Here is a 17,383-nt window from a genome sequence, read left to right as displayed (position 1 = left end):
CATCTCAGGCGGCTGCCTGGGCCAGCAGGGTGCCATAGTGTGCTGCAGCAACATCCGGATGCGAGCGCAGGCGGCCTTTCAGGATATTGCGGCCTACCTCGTAGTACAGCGCGTTGTGCTGCTCCTGCTGGGGGCCTCGGGCGGCAAGGGCGAGCTGACCGGACAGCGGCAAGACCGGCACGGTGGCGTTCAGGTGCGCCGCCATAAAGTACGCGCATGAATAGCGCTCCACCCCGGCGGGTGGCGTGACTACCCGATGCAAGGTGGCGCGCAGATAGCCTGATGATGCCAGCTCCAGCAGCTCGCCTATGTTCACCACAAAGCTACCGGCCATGGGCGCAATGGTGTGCCAGTGGTCGTCTAGCAATACCTCCAGCCCCGCTTGCTCATCCTGCAGTACCAGGGTCAGGTAGCCGGCATCCTTGTGGGCACCCACACCTTGATCATCCCGAGTCTGCTCACGGCCGGGGTAGCGTATCAGCTTGAGATGCTGAAAAGCCCCTTCTGCTACCGAGGCATCAAAGGCCGTGGCTGGCTGGCCCAGCGCCAGCGCAAAGGCTTGCAGTAGCTGCTGGCTCAGCTTGCGCAGGCTCTCTTGCCAGACGAGGACAATGCCGCGCATGTCGGGGAGTGCTGCTGGCCATTGATTGGGGCCCTGCAGCTTGAGCCAGGGCTGGTCTTTGGCAATGCTGCTGAGCGCAATGGCCTCCTCCATCAGGTCGAACTGTTCGCGCCAATCCTGTTTACCCAGCGTCAGCTCACTGCCTATCCGGGTGTAGCCCCGGAAGTGGGGCGAGTTGACCATGCTGACGCCGTGCTTGGCCGCTGCAGGCAGGTTGAAGAACTGCCTGCTGACTGCCAACACCTGCTGCTGCAGCGTCGGGTCTATGCCATGGCCGGTCAGATAGAAGAAGCCGATCTCATGTGCCGCCCGGCGAAGCTGATCGAGAAAGGCCTGCCTGGTGGGCTCTGCTGCATGGAAGTGGCTGAAGTCGAGTACGGGCAGGCTAGGTGTGGATAGTGCGGGTTCTGCTGGCTGATGTGGATGCATACGGGTCTGTGTAGCAAGCGTTGTTTATTCCAAAATGCTAACACAGAAAAAATTAAAATAACAAAATGGTCTATTGATGACGTGCCAAGGCGACGCATGTGCATAAGGTGACACATGCGCTTGCTCACTCAGGGGAATGTTCAGCGTGCGCTTGGCCGAACGGGGCGGGTGACGTAATCCCGCTACGCTTGGCCGGGGCGGCCAGGTTTAGTCTGTCCAGCGGAACAGCGCGTCGCCAAAGTCCAGGGTGGACTTTTGTCCTATGTGCTCGCCGTTCTCGGCCAGCCAATTGTTGGCGACGTCAAAGCCGATATCGTGCAGCAGCTCGAAGAAGGCCCATTCGGTATTCATCTTGCTGGAGGCCGACATACGCTCCAGACAGGATTCGCCGTGGATGAGGTGCACGTTCAGTTCGCGGTAGCGCTCATCCAGTACCTCGTTGCGGCGGGCCAACCTGCCTAGCAGGGCAACGCCCCGCAGCTCCTTGATTAGGCTGGAATTGAAGGTGATTTCGTTAATGCGGTTCAGGATGGCACGGGTGTCTTCCGGCACTTCGTCGCGCTGCAAGGGGTTGACCTGGACGATCAGTAAGTCATCGGCACGGGTATCGTGTATCAGCGGGAATAGCGAAGGATTGCCGGTGTAGCCACCATCCCAATAAGCCTCGCCGTCGATTTCCACCGCCTGGAACAGGTAGGGCAGGCAGGCCGAGGCCATGACCGTATCGGCGGTCAACTCATTGCGCTCGAACACCCGCGCAGCGCCGGAACGCACATTGGTAGCCGTGACAAACAGCTTGAGCTGACGGCTGCTGCGCAAGCGCTCGAAATCCACGGCGTCTTCCAGCAGGTTGCGCAGCGGATTGATATTGAGCGGGTTGATGTCATAAGGCGATACCAGGTGCGACATCATGTCGAACAAGGCGTAATAGGGCGAGGAATCCAGACTCCAGCGCCCAAACAGCACATCCCAAGGAGTACGCTTGAAGGGAGACAGCAAACCCAGATTGCTGACCCCGCGCCAAAAGTGCGCCAGTGCGGCTATCGCACCTTCCCGGCCATCCTTGGCCAGGCCATCTGCCAGCACAACTGCATTCATGGCACCAGCACTGGTGCCGCTGATGCCGACGATGTCGAGGTCCTGTTCCTGCAGCAGCCGGTGCAATACCCCCCAGGTAAATGCACCATGTGCTCCCCCGCCCTGCAGGCCGAGATCGATTTTCTTACGCTTGATGGTGGTTGTGGTCATGGTGGCGGCAATCTCAGGGTTGGAAGGGAATCGCAACGCGGTTGCTGGCATGATGTATGGTCGCTACCCAATATACACTGAGCCGTGACTGCCGGATGCCTGCCAGGACTGGGTGTGTCCGGTGGGGGCTGGGTGCTGACCCTGGTTGCCGCTGTCGCTATCATCCAGCCATTGTCCTTGAGGAGGGTTAGATCCTATGTCCCAGCGCCTGGCATCATGCAGTTGCGGTCAGCTCACGGCCCAGGTCGTCGGCGAACCTGTGCGCGTCTCCATCTGCCACTGCCTGGCCTGCCAGCGCAGGACGGGCAGCGTCTTTGGCCAGCAGGCCAGATTCCGTCGCGAGCAGGTAGTGCTTGCAGGCACCTCGACCGAGTATGTGCGGATCGGGGATGAAGGCTCGCAGGTCCGGTTCCACTTTTGCCCCCATTGCGGTGCTACGGTCTACTACGAGCTGGGCGGGCTGGATGCGTACCTCGCCATTCCCGTAGGGGCATTCGCCGATCCGGGCTTCCCTGCGCCTAGTGTCTCCGTCTATGAGGAGCGCATGCACAGCTGGGTTGTACCGCCAGCTGATGCGGAGCACATCCATTAAGAGCCGCAAACAAAACCCTTCTGGCGTTGTTGTGCGAGCTTGCCGTACCCACGCACTGTCTGCGCACGCACGCCTAGCCAGAACCGCTACGCTGGGTTTTGTTGGCGGCTCTAAGCAGCACGCTATGGACAGCATCGAAACGGTAATCGTGCGCAAACTCCGGCATGGGGAGTGGCCGGATATTGCGCCGCCAGGTGCTTGCTATACTATGCCGACTGAATAAGCCATCAGGCTGGCGTTGCGTTTTACTGCGCAAGCCAGCATGCAGGCACTTTACGCACAGCAAGGGTGCTGGCAGGGTGAACAATCAAATAAGGATAAGGGAGAACGCATGAAACCTCAGTTGCAACGTCCTACTGCTGCCTTTGTCGGCGCAGCTTGGGTGGCCCTGTTTGTGGGAGCGGGTACCTATATGGCCGGCTTATGGAATGCCGCCATGCAGCTCAACGAGAAGGGTTACTACTTCGTGATCCTGATGTATGGCTTGTTCTCGGCCGTATCCTTGCAGAAAACCGTGCGCGACCGCATGGAAGGCATCCCCGCGACGGGGCTTTATTTTGGCTTGTGCTGGGTGTCGGTGGGCTTGTCGCTGCTGCTGCTGGCAGTGGGCCTTTGGAACGCCACGCTGGCCCCAGCCGAAAAAGGCTTCTATGCCATGGCTTACATACTGAGCCTGTTTGCCGCAGTCACCGTACAGAAGAATGTGCGCGACGTTGCCCTGTTGCAAGGCGGTACTACCCCCATAGGCGATACCCGCCCGCAGCCGCTGGAGTAGCCTGGCCTGCAGGACGGAAAACAAGAAAGCCACTCGATGAGTGGCTTTTGCGTTTTTGTTTCGGCGAAGCGGAAGTCTGACGCCGGATAGGGGTGAACCTACGGCCGCCCAATCATATATAAGGCCTTTCATTCGCTTACAAAACGGGGGGGCTATTGCAGCCCGGCGCCACCAGTTTCTATGCCGATAATTCTGAACTGAAACTTGGTCGATAGCAGCATAAGAAAAGGGCCTAGCCTTTCGGCTAAGCCCTTGATTCTGTGGTGCCGGAGATAGGAGTCGAACCTACGACCTTCGCATTACGAATGCGCTGCTCTACCAACTGAGCTACACCGGCACTTGAGCTGTGTCAGCTCACATACAGCCCGCTAGTATAGCGATGCCGGGGCAGGTTGTGAATATGCTTTTGCGAGTTTATGGTGGGCTTGTAGGGCTGCCGCTGGCTGGTCGTAGCTTGGTTGGGTGAACGTAACAAAGGCCTGTGTCTTGCGACACAGGCCTTTGAGACTACTGGTGGGCCCGCACGGACTTGAACCGTGGACCAAAGGATTATGAGTCCTCTGCTCTAACCAACTGAGCTACAGGCCCAAAAACTTATCAGCCTTCGCTGGTCAGGCTGTCGAGGAAGCTCTTCAGACGTTCCGAACGCGTCGGGTGACGCAGCTTGCGCAGGGCCTTGGCTTCGATCTGGCGGATACGCTCGCGGGTGACGTCGAACTGCTTGCCGACTTCTTCCAGCGTGTGATCGGTGTTCATCTCGATACCGAAGCGCATGCGCAGTACCTTGGCTTCGCGCGGGGTCAGCGTGTCCAGCACGTCGCGGGTTGCGTCGCGCAGGCTGGCGTAGACCGCAGCGTCCACCGGGGCCAGGTTGTTCTGGTCTTCGATGAAGTCGCCCAGATGGCTGTCGTCGTCGTCACCGATGGGGGTTTCCATCGAGATCGGTTCCTTGGCGATCTTGAGTATCTTGCGGATCTTGTCCTCGGGCATGTCCATGCGCTCGGCCAAGGTCGCCGGATCGGGCTCAAGGCCGGTTTCCTGCAGGATTTGCCGCGAAATGCGGTTCATCTTGTTGATGGTCTCGATCATGTGTACCGGTATACGGATGGTACGGGCCTGGTCGGCAATCGAGCGGGTGATGGCCTGCCGGATCCACCAGGTGGCGTAGGTCGAGAACTTGTAGCCACGGCGGTATTCGAACTTGTCCACGGCCTTCATCAGACCGATGTTGCCTTCCTGGATCAGATCGAGGAACTGCAGGCCGCGGTTGGTGTACTTCTTGGCGATGGAGATCACCAGGCGCAGGTTGGCCTCGATCATTTCGCGCTTGGCGCGGCGTGCCTTGGCTTCGCCGGTGGACATCTGACGGTTGATTTCCTTCAGGTCCTTGATCGGCAGCATGGCGTTGGCTTGCAACTCGGCCAGCTTGGATTGCTTTTCCATCACGGCGTGCTGGTAGCGCTCCAGGATGCCGGAGTAGGCCTTGCCGGAATTGATCTCGTTCTTGACCCAATCCAGGTTGTCTTCATTGCCTGGGAAGGTCTTGATGAAGTGCTCGCGCGGCATGCGAACCTTCTGCACGCAGATGTCCATGATCTCGCGCTCGTAGCCACGGATCTCGTCCACCATGTTGCGCAGGCTGTCGCACAGGTTTTCGACCTGGCGGGCAGAGAAGCGGATCTTGAGGAACTCGGCCGAAACCTGTTCTTGCAGGGCCAGGTACTGCTTGCTGTGCGGGCCGTGCTTGGCCAATGCCTTGATCATCTTGTCGAACAGGTCGCGGATCACTTCAAAGTGCTCGCGAGCCTTGTTCTTGAGTTCTTCAAGGTTGGCAGCGGCGGCGGCTGCAGCGGCGCCTTCGCCTTCTTCGTCATCGTCGTCGCCGGTGTCTTCCAGGGCAACGTCTTCGTCGCTCTCGGCATCGCTCAGCTCTGGCGGTGCGGCTTCTTCTTCAATGGCGTTGGGGTCGATGAAGTCGTCCACGACTTCGTCGATGCGAATCTCGTCGGCCAGGGCCTTGTCCACCATGCCGATGATGTGGCTGATGGTGGTGGGGCAGGCGGTAATGGCCTGGATCATGTGCTTGAGGCCGTCTTCGATACGCTTGGCGATTTCGATTTCGCCTTCGCGCGTCAGCAGCTCTACCGTACCCATTTCGCGCATGTACATACGCACGGGGTCGGTGGTGCGGCCGAAGTCGGAGTCCACTGTCGACAGTGCGGCTTCGGCTTCTTCGGCTACGTCGTCATCGGCCACTGCGGCCGGTGCGGCGTCGGACATCAGCAACGATTCGGCATCGGGTGCCTCGTCGTAGACCTGGATGCCCATATTGGTGATCATGCTGATAACGCCTTCGATCTGCTCGGCGTCCAGCATGTCTTCTGGCAGGTGATCGTTGATCTCGGCGTAAGTCAGGTAACCCCGCTCCTTGCCGAGCACGATGAGGTTCTTGAAGCGGGCCTTACGGGCCTCATTGTCGAGACGCGGTTCTGCGTCGCGCTTGGCTTCGGACTTGTCGAGCTCTTGATCTGCCGCCATCTGTGCTATCTCGATTTGGAACGGGGAAACCGCAAATTGTAACACGGACTACCGGCTTTTGGCAGGTATTCCGCTAAGGAAAACAGCGACTTCGCACTGCAGGCCCGAAACACGGGTTGTAGGCCTGGGGCGAAACCGCTGCGCTGCTGGCGATGGTGCCTGACACCATCGCGATTACCACTCAGTTTAGTGTGCTGCCCGGTGTTTTGCCGGATTTATGTCTTGCGTCCCAGCATGGTCAGGCGGCCATATTCATCGCGCTCTTCCTGGGTCATGCTGCCAAAGTCCAGTCTTGCCAGTTCTGCCAGTCGTTGCGCTGCCCTGGGCTTTTCCATCATCAGGAGATAGCGCTCCAGGGCAAACTTCCAGGCCTGGCCCAGCACGGCATCCTCGCCTTCGCGATAGCTGTCGCGGCTCTTGACGAAGGCCTTGTTCAACACGGCGTGGCTGTCATCGCCGCGCAGTGCTTCCAGCAGGTGGCCGCTGGCGGGGGGCTGGGCCTGCTCGCAAACATAGTCCACCAATCGCACAATGGCTTTTTGGGTGGGGTTGTGTGGATTGGCGGGCAGTGCCTGCTGCGGTAGCTCCAAGGCATACTTGGGGGCGACCACCAATAATTGCAAGAGCTCGAATGCCAGGTCGCGGGTTTCGCGCGGGCCGTCGGGTGGTGGGGCGCCACGGTTTTCCTGGTCGCGGCCTTTCCAACTGCCGCGCTCACCATTGAAGCCCCCGCCGTCCTTGTTCCAAGGCTTCTTCTTGTTACCCCATTCCTGCTTGTTTGGGCGCGCAGCCTGGCCCTGTTGGGGGGCGTATGCCACGCCGCCCAGCAACTGTGCTGCTTCGCCGCCGTCCATCCCAGCCATTTCGGCCAGCTTCTTGCGCAGCAGGATGCCCAGTGCGGGCGCCTTGATCTGTTCGACCAGTGGCTTGGCCAAGTGCATCAGCTTGGCCTTGCCTTCGTCGCTGTCCAGATCGACCTGGCTGGCCAGTTCGCGGCACATAAAGGCCACCAGGCCCAGTGCCTCACGCTCGATCAGGGTTTCAAATGCGTCTTTGCCAAACTCGCGGATATAGCTGTCTGGGTCGTGCTCCTGCGGCAGAAACAAAAAGGACAGGGTCTTGCCATCATTGGCCAGGGCCAGGCTGTTTTCCAGTGCGCGCCAGGCAGCGCGGCGGCCGGCTTTGTCGCCGTCGAAGCTGAACACCACCTGGTCGGCCAGGCGCATCAGTTTCTTGACGTGTTCTGGCGTGCAGGCGGTGCCCAGGGTGGCGACGCTGTACTCCACACCAAGCTGCGCCAGCGCCACTACGTCCATATAGCCTTCAACCACCAGTACCCGATTGCTGGCCCGTATGGCCTGACGCGCCTGGGGCAGGCCGTATAGTTCCAGGCCTTTCTGGAACAAAGGGGTCTCGGGGGAGTTGAGATACTTGGGCTCGCCCTGGTCAATGATGCGGCCGCCGAAGCCGATGACCTGGCTTTTGCCATCCATGATGGGAAACACTACCCGGTCGCGAAAGCGGTCATAGCGGCGTCCGCTATCGGCGTGGTCTATCACCAGGCCCACTTCATTCAGCTGGGCGTTGGTGGCGTAATCGCTGAAGCACTCGGCCAGGGGGTGCCAGTTGTCGGGCGCGTAGCCCAGCCCGAAGCGGGCGGCAATCTGGCCGCTGAGGCCCCGGCGCTTGAGGTAGTCGATGGCGCGAGGGCTGGCTTTCAGCTGCTCGCGGTAGTAATGCATGGCCCGGGTGTTCAGATCGACCAGGCTGGTTTGCTGGATGCGCCGGGGGCCGTCGTTGCTGCGGCCTTCGCTCTTGGGTAGCTGCATGCCTACCGATTCGGCCAGTTTTTCGACCGCATCCGGAAAGCTCAAGCCTTCGTGCTCCATCACAAAGCCGATGGCGGAGCCATGTACGCCGCAACCAAAGCAGTGATAGAACTGCTTGGTGGGGCTGACGGTGAAGGAGGGCGATTTTTCCTTGTGGAAGGGGCAGCAGGCAGCGTAGTTCTGGCCGGCTTTCTTGAGCGGCAGATAGCGCTCGACCACCTCGACGATATCGAGGCGGTTAAGCAAATCCTGGACGAATTCTTCCGGTATCAAAGCCATGGGGGTAGCAACTGTACGGCTGACGGTAAAGCAGTGTAGGGCACTTCCGGGCGCGGATGTCGCCCGCCCTTTGCAGGGTTGGGGCTGCCATCTGGCGCCATGAGAGATGCCGGGGCATCCCTCTGGTCATTCCATGGGTCTGCAGTGCGCAGCTATCAGGCCAGGCGGGCCTTGATCAGCGCAGAAACCTTGCTCATGTCGGCACGGCCGGCCAGCTTGGGCTTGACCTCGGCCATGATCTTGCCCATGGCGGCAACGGTGGCGCCGTGGGTGGCGATGGCGGCATCCAGAATGGCGGCGATTTCGGTCTCGTCGGCCTGCTGGGGCATATAGCCCTCCAGAACCACCATCTCGGCTTTTTCGATATCGGCCAGATCCTGCCGCTTGGCATTCTCATACTGGCTGATGGAATCGCGGCGTTGCTTTTGCATCTTGTCGATGATGGCAACGATCTGGTCGTCGCTCAGCTCGATGCGTTCATCCACTTCCTTCTGCTTCATGGCGGCCAGCAGCAGGCGGATGGTACCGAGGCGAGCGGTATCCTTCTCGCGCATGGCAGTTTTCATGTCGTCGGTAATGCGTTGCTTCAGACTCATGGTGGGCTCTTATCAATGGAAGTTGGGCAGAAGGTAGGGCGGCGGCTGGCGCTGGGGCATGGCGACATGGTGTTGCGGAATGCCCCTCTGCTGCCAAGGCCGTGGCCATATTGGCCTCGTACATCGTGCCTCGCTAGGGCGGGGCTTGCCTGCTGCGCCCAAAAAACACAAAGCCGCCAGTAAACCGGCGGCCCTGAGCGCGTGTTTCACGAGCCAACGGCACTCGTGTCACGGTACGCGGAAAACGCTGCTTAGTAGTACTTCTTCGGCAGCATCTGGCTGCGAATGCGCTTGTAATGGCGCTTCACAGCGGCAGCGAGCTTACGCTTGCGCTCAGTGGTCGGCTTTTCGTAGAACTCGCGAGCGCGGAGTTCGGTGAGGAGGCCGGTTTTTTCCACTGCGCGCTTGAAGCGGCGCATGGCTACTTCGAACGGCTCGTTTTCCTTGACGCGTACGTTAGGCATGAAGATCAGTCCTGCTTTCTAACTGAAAGGGTTAAATAAAAAATGCTGCGGACTGCGATTCTAGTCCGGTTGGGTAGTGTTTGGCAATTAAAAGACTGTTTTTGCGGTGTTTTCTGCTGGCGATGGGCTGCCAGCCATCAATTTGGGCACTCGCTGCGCAGCTTGCGCAGCAGTTGCAGCCGCTGCGGCAGGATATCGCCACGCTCGGCGGCGGCGATCAAGGCGCAGCTGGGTTCCCTGTCATGCCGGCAGTTCTGGAAGCGGCACTGGCCGGCATATTGGCGCATTTCGGGAAACAGGCTGATCAATCGATCGCCCCGCAGGTGGCGCATGCCAAATTCCTGCAGGCCCGGTGAATCGATCAATTCGCCGCCGTTGGGCAGGCGGTATAGCGTAGCGTGGGTGGTGGTGTGCTTGCCGGAGTCCAGCGCCGTCGAAATCTCGTTGGTGCGGGCGTTCACGTCGGGCAGCAGGCCGTTGACCAGGGTGGTCTTGCCCATGCCGCTCTGGCCTACAAACACGGTGATCTGGCCTTCCAGCCAGGGCCATAGTGGCGTGATGTCGGTTTTGGCGCTCAGTTCCAGCATGGGGTAGCCCAATGCAGCATAGGGCGCCAGCACATCCCGTGCGGCAGCGGTCTCGGGCAGGTCGGCCTTGTTCAGCACGATCAGGGCCCGTATATCGGCGTCCTCGGCGGCCACCAGGCAGCGGCTCAGCAGTTCCTCGTAGAAACTGGGCACGGCTGCCAGCACGATGGCAATCTGGGTCACGTTGGCGGCAATCAGCTTCTCGCGCCATTCGTCCGATCGATACAGCAGGCTGGTGCGAGGCTGGGCGCGCTCGATCACGGCCTGCTCCTCGTTCAGTACCACGATCTCCACCAGGTCGCCCACGGCATAGTCGGTCTTCTTGCGGCGCGCCGTTGCCACATAGCGGCGCCCTGCCAGGTCAACGATAAAGGCTTTGCCGTGCGACTGGACGATGCGGGCGACTGTACTCATCCCAACAGTGCATCCGTACGGGCAGCACACACAAAGTCGTTGCGGCTGAGGCCGTTTACCGAGTGCGTGTCGTAGGCGATGCGCACCGTGTTGTAGGTCACGTGCAGCTCCGGGTGGTGATCCACCTTGTGCGAGATGTAGGCCGAGGCATTCACGAAGGCAAGCGTCTCGTAATAGTTAGCAAAGCGGAAGGTCTTGACCAGCTTGCCGGATTCGATGGCCCAATCGCTTACCTGGCCCAGCAGGGCTTGGGTTTCAGCATCGCTGAGCGGGTTGACGACAGCAGGGCAGGGCTCTTGGGCTAATGGCATGGAAGGGTTCCTTAGTTGTGACTCGATGGTTGGCGTTTCAGCGCAGGCGCAGAAAAGGGCCGACTTTTACTTCGAGTAGCTTGATCAGTTCGGGTTGCATGTAATCATAGTCATCCGGGATATTCAGGCAGATGACTTGCTTGCCGTTCAGGTGCTGCCTGAAGTGCTTGGAGAGCTTGTTGCGATGGGCGCGCTCCATCACGAAGATGACGCTGGCCCAGGCTATCTGCTCGGGCGACAGCGGTACGGTGGCGTCGTTGCCCAGGCCGGCGGAGTCGGTCTCTACATTGGGCCAGTTACAGAATACCTGCTCGGCTGTCGGGCTGCGCAGGCGGTTCTGGCTGCAAAGGAACAAGGCACGTATCACGCTCAACCCCGGCCCTGTCCGCGCAATGCAGCAATACGTAAGGCTGCCGGCGGGTGCGAATCGTAGAACAGGGAGTGCAGCGGGTCGGGCGTCAAGGTGGCGGCGTTGTCGCGATAGAGTTTGACCAGGCCCGAGACCAGGGCGCTGCCATCGCTGACCTCGGCGGCGTATTCGTCGGCCTCGTACTCATGCTTGCGCGAGCCTCGGCTGGCTATCCAGCCAAAGGGGAAGGTAAATACCGGCAAGGCCAGAAAGAACAGGATCAGGGCGGCTGCCGTGGAAGGTACAGCCACACCCAGGCCGGCGTAGAACCAGCTGGTGTCCTTGATATAGCCCAGCAGCGCCATGGTCAGCAGGCCCAGGCCGTACATGGTAGCCATGCGTTTGATGATGTGCTTGCGCTTGTAGTGGCCCAGTTCGTGCGCCAGTACGGCTTCTACTTCCAGCGGCGTAAGGCGCTCGACCAGGGTGTCGAAGAAGACGATACGCTTGGTTTTGCCAAAGCCGGTGAAATAGGCATTGCCATGGCTGGATCGCTTGCTGCCATCCATCACGAACACGCCATTGCTGGCAAAGCCGCACTTGTTCAGTAGCGCATCGATGCGCTGCTTGAGGGTGGCATCGGCCAGTGGGGTGAACTTGTTAAACAAGGGGGCGATGAAGGTGGGGTAGATGGCCATCACGGCCAGGCCGAAGGCCACCCAGACGGCCCAGGCGTACAGCCACCACAGGCTGCCGGAGGCTTCCATCAGCCACAGAATCAGGGCGATCAAGGGCAGTCCGAGCGCAGCGCCCAGCAAGGTGGATTTGACCATGTCGGTCACGAATACCGCAGGGGTGACTTTGTTGAAGCCAAAGCGCGCTTCCAGCACAAAGGTGGCGTAGAGCGAGAACGGCAAGGACAGCACGCCATTCACCAGGGTCAGGCCGGCGATCAGTGCCAACCCGGCCCAGATGCCGGTGCCCGCCAGCTCACGGGCCGTGGCATCGAGCCAGCCTATGCCGCCGCCCAGGGTAAAGGCGGCCAGCAGCAGGGCTTCCCAGACTATGCTGATGCGGGCGAAGCGCATCTTGGCGGCAGTGTAGTCGGCGGCTTTCTGATGGGCGTCCAACTCGATCTGGCTGGCAAAGTCGGCAGGCACGGCGGCGCGGTGGGCCAGTACGTGCCGCAGGTGCCGGGTCTTGAGCCAGAGCTGCAGGAGGGTGGATAAAACCAGGAAGGCAATAAAGACGAGGCTGAATACGTGGGCGGTCATGCCGGTGTGTGCGAAAATAAGAAAATCTACAAGGACAAATGCCGCTTGCCCACCCTGGGTGTAGCAAGTGACGGAAAGATAACGGCGAAGTATGGCACAAGACCCCAATCGGCTCATCTGGCTCGACATGGAAATGACCGGGCTGGAGCCCGACCGTGATCGCATCATCGAAGTGGCGGTGGTGATTACCGACAACGAACTCAACACCGTGGCCGAAGGCCCCGTCCTGGTGGTGCACCAGCCCGATAGCGTGCTGGACGCCATGGATGACTGGAACAAGAACACCCACGGCAAATCGGGACTGATAGACAAGGTGAAGGCATCGACATTGGACGAAGCCGCCGTGATAGCCCAGTTGCTGGCCTTTTTGGGTGAGCATGTACCGAAGGGCGCATCGCCCATGTGCGGCAACACCATACACCAGGATCGTCGCTTCATGGCGCGCTGGATGCCCGAGCTGGAGGCCTGGTTCCATTACCGCAACCTGGATGTCTCCACCCTCAAGGAGTTGTGCAAGCGCTGGAAGCCCGAGGTGGCCAAGGGGCTCAAGAAGACAGGCAGGCACGAGGCACTGGCCGACGTGTATGAGTCCATCGACGAACTCAAGTACTACCGCGAGCATTTCCTGAAGATGTAAGAGCCTGCGGTTCAGGCGGCGCTGGCGTCCAGCATCAGGGCTGCCGTGGTGCTTGCCAGCCCGTCACCACCCATCCATGACCTATGCTCAGGACGGGCTCCACAACACAAAGGCAGGAAGTAAGCATGACGACAACGTCACTGGCGGAAGCGCTGGGTTTGGCATTGCTGGCACGTGGCTGGCGAGTGACGGCTGCGGAGTCGTGTACCGGTGGGGGCATTGCCAGCGCCATTACCGATATTCCCGGCTCGTCGGCTTGGTTCGACATGGCCTTTGTGACGTATTCCAATGCGGCTAAGCAGCAGTTGGTGGGTGTGCCAGCGGCTGTGCTGGTGCAACATGGCGCAGTCAGCGAGGTGGTGGCACGCCAGATGGCTGAGGGCGCCTTGACCGCTGCCGGTGCCGACCTTGCCGTCGCAGTATCTGGTATCGCCGGCCCCAGCGGCGGAAGTGCCGACAAGCCCGTGGGCATGGTCTGTTTTGCCTGGGCGACCTCCACCGGTACCGACGCAGAGACGCGCCATTTTAGCGGTGACCGTGCCAGTGTACGGTTGCAGACTGTGCAATATGCATTGGCGGGCCTTTTGGCGCGCTGTGCCCCTTATCAGGATGAACATTTGGCATGACGACCCTAGTTGCGGTCCGCAAGGGCAATCAGATTGCCATGGCGGCGGATACCCAATCGACCTTTGGCGATACCCGCCTGGGACATTTGCACGATGCGCGGCCGGAAAAGCTGTTCCAGTCGCACGGGAGCGTTTTTGGCATATGTGGTTCGGCAGCCCATGACCTGGTGCTGCAAGCTGCGCTGGCCAAATCGCGTACGCTTGATTTTTCCAGCCGACCCCTGATCTTCGATAGCTTCCGCAAGCTGCACCCCAAGCTGAAGGAGGACTTCTTTCTCAAGACCGAGGAGGAAGAGGATGATCCTTATGAGTCCAGCCAGATGACGGTGCTGATTGCCAATCCTCACGGCATCTTCGGCGTGTTTTCGATGCGTGAAGTCTATGAATACCGGCAATTCTGGGCCATAGGCTCGGGCCGCGACTTTGCCATCGGTGCCATGCGCGCTGTCTACGAGCGCCCAGATATGTCTGCAGCCGATATCGCCCGCATTGGTGTGGAAACCGGTTGCGAGTTCGATGTGGGATCGTCGCTGCCGCTAACCTTGCACGTGGTGGATATGACCACGATTGAAAATTGAACGAGATAGACCGCAATGAGCAAAGATACCCTGCAACGTTTTCTGTTTGATGCTGCCCCAGTGCGCGGCGAGGCCGTGCAACTGGATGACAGTTGGCGCGAGGTGCTGAGCCGTCGGGATTACCCGCCCGTGCTGCAGAAGATTGTGGGCGAGCTGATGGCGGCTTCGGTATTGATGACGGCCATGCTGAAGTTCGATGGCTCCTTGATCATGCAACTGCATGGTAAGGGCAGGGTCAAGCTGATCGTCATCGAGTGCGAATCGGACCTCACCATCCGCGCTACCGCCCGTTGGGATGAAGAGGGGGGCGACTTGCCCGACCTGCCGCTGGCCGAGTTGCTGGGGGATGGCAAGTTCGTCATTACGCTCGATCCCCGTGAGGCAGGGCAGACCTACCAGGGCATCGTGGGGCTGACCGGTACCAGCGTCGCTGCCATCATCGAGCACTATATGCAAAGCTCGGAGCAACTGGATACCCGCTTGTGGCTGTCGTGTGAAGATGGCAAGGCCGCCGGCCTGATGCTGCAGAAACTACCCGCAGGCCACGGCGATCCGCACGGTTGGGAGCACCTGACTACCCTGGCTGAGACCATTACCCCTTCGGAGCTGGTGAACCTGCCGCCGAGCGACCTGCTATACCGGCTGTTCCATCAGGAGAGCGTCAGGGTGATGGCGGAGGAGCATCCGCATTTCGGCTGCCGCTGCTCCCGCGAGAAGGTGGGCAATATGCTCAAGATGGTGGGCCGCGAAGAAGCGGATTCCATTCTGGCTGAAGCCGGCAAGGTGGAAGTGAATTGCGATTTCTGCAATCAGCATTACAGCTTTGATGCGGTGGATGTGGCGCAGCTGTTTGCCACGGATTCGATATCGACAGCGGGTGATACGCGGCATTGAAGCGACCGGGCTGATGGCCTGTGGCCGGAGAGCCGGAATCGCTCAACAAGGACGGGGTAGCGGATATGACCATGGAGCGCGTCACCGGTATCGGTGGCATCTTTATCAAGGCACAGGACCCAGCCGCCCTGCGTGACTGGTACAAGCGGCACCTGGGGATGGACATACAGGATTGGGGCGCGGTGGCCTTTGAGTGGCAAAGAGCGGGGCAGCCCGAGCAGGGGGGGGTGACGATCTGGAGTGTTTTCCCGGCAGACAGCGCTTACTTCGCCCCGAGCCAGGCGCCCTTCATGGTCAACTACCGGGTACGCGATCTGCACGCCTTGCTGGCGCTGCTGAAGGCCGAGGGCTGCAATGTCGATGAAAAGACCGAGACGTCCGAGTTCGGCAAATTCGGCTGGGTCATGGACCCGGAGGGCAACCGACTGGAATTGTGGGAGCCACCTTCAGGGCATCTGCCCGGCTGACAGCCATGGTGCCTTGCTGGTGGCATTGCCTGCGTGGTGCAAGTAGCGCCTGGAGCACTGTCCTGGGCTGAGTCATGCGGCATGGCTTTGCGCCCAATTTGTAAATAGATTTTGCCCAGGCACCCCACGCTTACACACGCTTACACTGCATGCCGGTATGGACACCGGTCGTTTACTTCTGCCACGTAGAGTGGCAATCGTGCGCTGCCCCATGCAGCGATTAAACCGGAGTGAACGACATGCGCCTGATACACACACTGATCACCGTTTCGCTGCTGGGCTTGGTGACCGCTGCCCATGCAGAACCAGCTAGCCATGAGGGTCGGATGCACCGGCCCATGCATCACGGCATGCATGCCATGAAGGGCGATGCAGGCCCGTTTGCCGGCTTGTCCCGCATCAAGGGCGAGCTGAAGCTGAGCGCCGCGCAGGATGCCAAGTGGGCGGAGGCCGAGGCGGCGACAAAGGCTGCCCGCGAGAGCCTCAAGCAGCAGCGTGAGCAGATGCGCAGCCTGATGGCGGCGGAGAAGCAGCAAGAGATACTGGATCTGGCCAAGCTGGATAGGGAAATGGATGCCATGCGCGATCAGGCCCGTGCCGCCCATGATGTGGTACGTGGCAAATGGCTGGCTGCTTACGAAAGCCTGACGCTGGAACAAAAGCGTACGGTCAGCGCCCATATCAAGAACAAGATGGCGCGCATGGAAGCACTGCGCACCAAGTTCAAGGAACGGGCAGAGCAGCGGCAGAAGCACCAGCGTACGCAAAGCTGAAAACGCTGGGGGATTACTGGCTAGGCACGAGGTCTGCCCAAGACAAAGGCCGGTGAGCAATCGCTCACCGGCCTTTGTCTTGCCCGGGTTTACGCTACCGGGGGCAGAAACGCGCCCAACGGCACAGGTCAGCGAGGGAGGCTTGCTCGCGTATCAGTTGGCCGGAACAACTCGGCTTACCCGGCCACGGGTGATGACGCGTATCTTTTGGCCTGGCACAAAGGCGATATCGGCTTCCTGCACCACGGCGATGACTTCACCGCTTTCCATCCTGAGCACCAGCTCCATGCCTTCCTTGGCGTTGACGTCCTTGCCTATCGCGCCGCCTGCTGCACCACCCACGGTGGCGCCGATGACGGCACCCACGCTGGAGCCGCTGCCCTTGCCGACATTGCTGCCAGCGATACCGCCGATGACAGCCCCGATCAACTGGCCCAATTCGCTATCGGACTGTATGCGAACGGCGCGGATTGATTCGACCGTGCCGGAGCGGACTCGGGCTTCATTGAGCGCTTCGGAGGGGCTGTAGATGCGAGCGGAGCGATCGCTGGCGCAGCCGCTGAGCAAAACGGTGGTGCCCATGGCGCTGATCAGTAGCAGGCGGGAGCAAGTTAGGGAAAACATGGTGGACCTCGAAAAGATGGATGAATGATTTGAGCTTATTATCGACCCAATGGTTCGACTACAAAAGCCGCACTATTGACGCTTTGCCAAGTCATTGCGCGCTTTGTGGACCAAGAGCCTGTTCAATGTCTTTTCGCCGCGTCGTTCGCAACCTTGCCGGATGAAGGGCAAGGCGCAAGTCGCGCAGCGGTACGGGTACCGTCAGCGGCTTGCAACGCCGCCATTCGCCGGCAAGGCTGCGAACCCAAAGGGCTGAGCTGGAAAACGGCCATTCACTGCGTTGTGGCGCTTGGCAATAACTTGTTATTGCCTGCGCACCACGCCTTGTGCCTGGCCATTTTCCAGATCAGCGACGCGGCGAAAAGACATCGAACAGGCTCTAACTACACGGCGCAAAAGGGCGCTGTAGCTGCACACTGCTCGCCATCAGATTTCCGGCTTGATTGCGGCAACGGTAGAATGCCAGCCAGACGATGC

Annotated in this window: 19 protein-coding genes and 2 tRNA genes; 8 read left to right on the top strand and 13 right to left on the bottom strand. The window is 60.0% G+C overall.

Annotated elements, in window-relative coordinates; genetic code table 11:
* Positions 1 to 4: 4 nt before the first annotated feature.
* Both QQK16_RS15775 and QQK16_RS15770 read right to left on the bottom strand, forming a co-directional pair.
* Positions 5 to 1,051, bottom strand: a complete 1,047-nt coding sequence (locus tag QQK16_RS15775; RefSeq protein WP_284197435.1) for an isopenicillin N synthase family dioxygenase — start codon at positions 1,049 to 1,051, stop codon at positions 5 to 7.
* Positions 1,052 to 1,258: 207 nt separating this feature from the next.
* The gene (locus tag QQK16_RS15770) at positions 1,259 to 2,299 is read right to left on the bottom strand and encodes a patatin-like phospholipase family protein (protein ID WP_284197434.1); all 1,041 of its coding nucleotides are present in this window, start codon (positions 2,297 to 2,299) and stop codon (positions 1,259 to 1,261) included.
* A gap of 196 nt (positions 2,300 to 2,495) precedes the next feature.
* Here QQK16_RS15770 and QQK16_RS15765 point away from each other — a divergent pair, with 196 nt between their 5' ends.
* Together QQK16_RS15765 and yiaA are read left to right on the top strand one after the other, a co-directional pair.
* Complete coding sequence (locus QQK16_RS15765) at positions 2,496 to 2,891, top strand: GFA family protein (protein WP_284197433.1); 396 nt, start codon at positions 2,496 to 2,498, stop codon at positions 2,889 to 2,891.
* Between the two features lie 331 nt (positions 2,892 to 3,222).
* On the top strand, positions 3,223 to 3,666 hold the full coding sequence (yiaA, locus tag QQK16_RS15760) for an inner membrane protein YiaA (RefSeq protein ID WP_284197432.1): 444 nt from the start codon (positions 3,223 to 3,225) through the stop codon (positions 3,664 to 3,666).
* A gap of 261 nt (positions 3,667 to 3,927) precedes the next feature.
* Here yiaA and QQK16_RS15755 read toward each other — a convergent pair.
* From QQK16_RS15755 to QQK16_RS15710, 10 genes are all read right to left on the bottom strand, one after another.
* Positions 3,928 to 4,003, bottom strand: a tRNA-Thr gene (locus tag QQK16_RS15755).
* Between the two features lie 174 nt (positions 4,004 to 4,177).
* Positions 4,178 to 4,254: transfer RNA gene (locus tag QQK16_RS15750), tRNA-Ile, on the bottom strand.
* Positions 4,255 to 4,263: 9 nt separating this feature from the next.
* A complete protein-coding gene (gene rpoD, locus QQK16_RS15745; protein ID WP_308447058.1) occupies positions 4,264 to 6,204 on the bottom strand; it encodes an RNA polymerase sigma factor RpoD in 1,941 nt (646 codons plus the stop codon).
* Between the two features lie 215 nt (positions 6,205 to 6,419).
* Positions 6,420 to 8,312: a DNA primase gene (dnaG, locus tag QQK16_RS15740; protein ID WP_308447057.1), complete on the bottom strand. Its 1,893-nt coding sequence runs from the start codon at positions 8,310 to 8,312 to the stop codon at positions 6,420 to 6,422.
* Positions 8,313 to 8,467: 155 nt separating this feature from the next.
* A complete protein-coding gene (locus tag QQK16_RS15735) occupies positions 8,468 to 8,908 on the bottom strand; it encodes a GatB/YqeY domain-containing protein (RefSeq protein ID WP_284197431.1) in 441 nt (146 codons plus the stop codon).
* A gap of 251 nt (positions 8,909 to 9,159) precedes the next feature.
* Positions 9,160 to 9,372 carry a 30S ribosomal protein S21 gene (rpsU, locus tag QQK16_RS15730; RefSeq protein ID WP_072427461.1) on the bottom strand — a complete coding sequence of 71 codons (213 nt, stop codon included), beginning with the start codon at positions 9,370 to 9,372 and terminating at the stop codon, positions 9,160 to 9,162.
* Between the two features lie 137 nt (positions 9,373 to 9,509).
* Positions 9,510 to 10,373, bottom strand: a complete 864-nt coding sequence (gene rsgA, locus QQK16_RS15725; protein ID WP_284197430.1) for a ribosome small subunit-dependent GTPase A — start codon at positions 10,371 to 10,373, stop codon at positions 9,510 to 9,512.
* Positions 10,370 to 10,684 carry a 4a-hydroxytetrahydrobiopterin dehydratase gene (locus QQK16_RS15720; RefSeq protein ID WP_284197429.1) on the bottom strand — a complete coding sequence of 105 codons (315 nt, stop codon included), beginning with the start codon at positions 10,682 to 10,684 and terminating at the stop codon, positions 10,370 to 10,372. Before QQK16_RS15720 ends, rsgA begins: the two co-directional genes overlap by 4 nt.
* Positions 10,685 to 10,721: 37 nt before the next feature.
* A complete protein-coding gene (locus QQK16_RS15715; protein WP_284197646.1) occupies positions 10,722 to 11,051 on the bottom strand; it encodes a low molecular weight protein tyrosine phosphatase family protein in 330 nt (109 codons plus the stop codon).
* Positions 11,052 to 11,053: 2 nt separating this feature from the next.
* Positions 11,054 to 12,307, bottom strand: coding sequence for a M48 family metallopeptidase (locus QQK16_RS15710; RefSeq protein ID WP_284197428.1), 1,254 nt, complete (start codon positions 12,305 to 12,307; stop codon positions 11,054 to 11,056).
* 91 nt (positions 12,308 to 12,398) lie between these two features.
* Here QQK16_RS15710 and orn point away from each other — a divergent pair, with 91 nt between their 5' ends.
* The 6 genes from orn (at position 12,399) to QQK16_RS15680 (ending at position 16,282) form a co-directional block, all read left to right on the top strand.
* On the top strand, positions 12,399 to 12,944 hold the full coding sequence (gene orn / locus QQK16_RS15705) for an oligoribonuclease (protein ID WP_284197427.1): 546 nt from the start codon (positions 12,399 to 12,401) through the stop codon (positions 12,942 to 12,944).
* Between the two features lie 125 nt (positions 12,945 to 13,069).
* Positions 13,070 to 13,570, top strand: a complete 501-nt coding sequence (locus QQK16_RS15700) for a CinA family protein (protein WP_284197426.1) — start codon at positions 13,070 to 13,072, stop codon at positions 13,568 to 13,570.
* Positions 13,567 to 14,148 (top strand): MFS transporter, encoded by a 582-nt coding sequence (locus QQK16_RS15695; protein WP_284197425.1) that lies wholly within the window; start codon positions 13,567 to 13,569, stop codon positions 14,146 to 14,148. The genes QQK16_RS15700 and QQK16_RS15695 overlap by 4 nt, the downstream gene beginning before the upstream one ends.
* Before the next feature lie 15 nt (positions 14,149 to 14,163).
* On the top strand, positions 14,164 to 15,042 hold the full coding sequence (gene hslO, locus QQK16_RS15690) for an Hsp33 family molecular chaperone HslO (protein ID WP_284197424.1): 879 nt from the start codon (positions 14,164 to 14,166) through the stop codon (positions 15,040 to 15,042).
* Positions 15,043 to 15,113: 71 nt separating this feature from the next.
* A complete protein-coding gene (locus tag QQK16_RS15685; RefSeq protein WP_284197423.1) occupies positions 15,114 to 15,509 on the top strand; it encodes a VOC family protein in 396 nt (131 codons plus the stop codon).
* Positions 15,510 to 15,748: 239 nt separating this feature from the next.
* A complete protein-coding gene (locus QQK16_RS15680) occupies positions 15,749 to 16,282 on the top strand; it encodes a Spy/CpxP family protein refolding chaperone (RefSeq protein WP_284197422.1) in 534 nt (177 codons plus the stop codon).
* Positions 16,283 to 16,435: 153 nt separating this feature from the next.
* Here QQK16_RS15680 and QQK16_RS15675 read toward each other — a convergent pair whose 3' ends face one another.
* Positions 16,436 to 16,906, bottom strand: coding sequence for a glycine zipper domain-containing protein (locus QQK16_RS15675; RefSeq protein WP_284197421.1), 471 nt, complete (start codon positions 16,904 to 16,906; stop codon positions 16,436 to 16,438).
* Between the last annotated feature and the right edge of the window lie 477 nt (positions 16,907 to 17,383).

The organism is Chitinimonas prasina, from assembly GCF_030160395.1.
GTDB lineage: Bacteria > Pseudomonadota > Gammaproteobacteria > Burkholderiales > Chitinimonadaceae > Chitinimonas > Chitinimonas prasina.
This window is presented reverse-complemented; position numbering and strand designations above follow the sequence as displayed.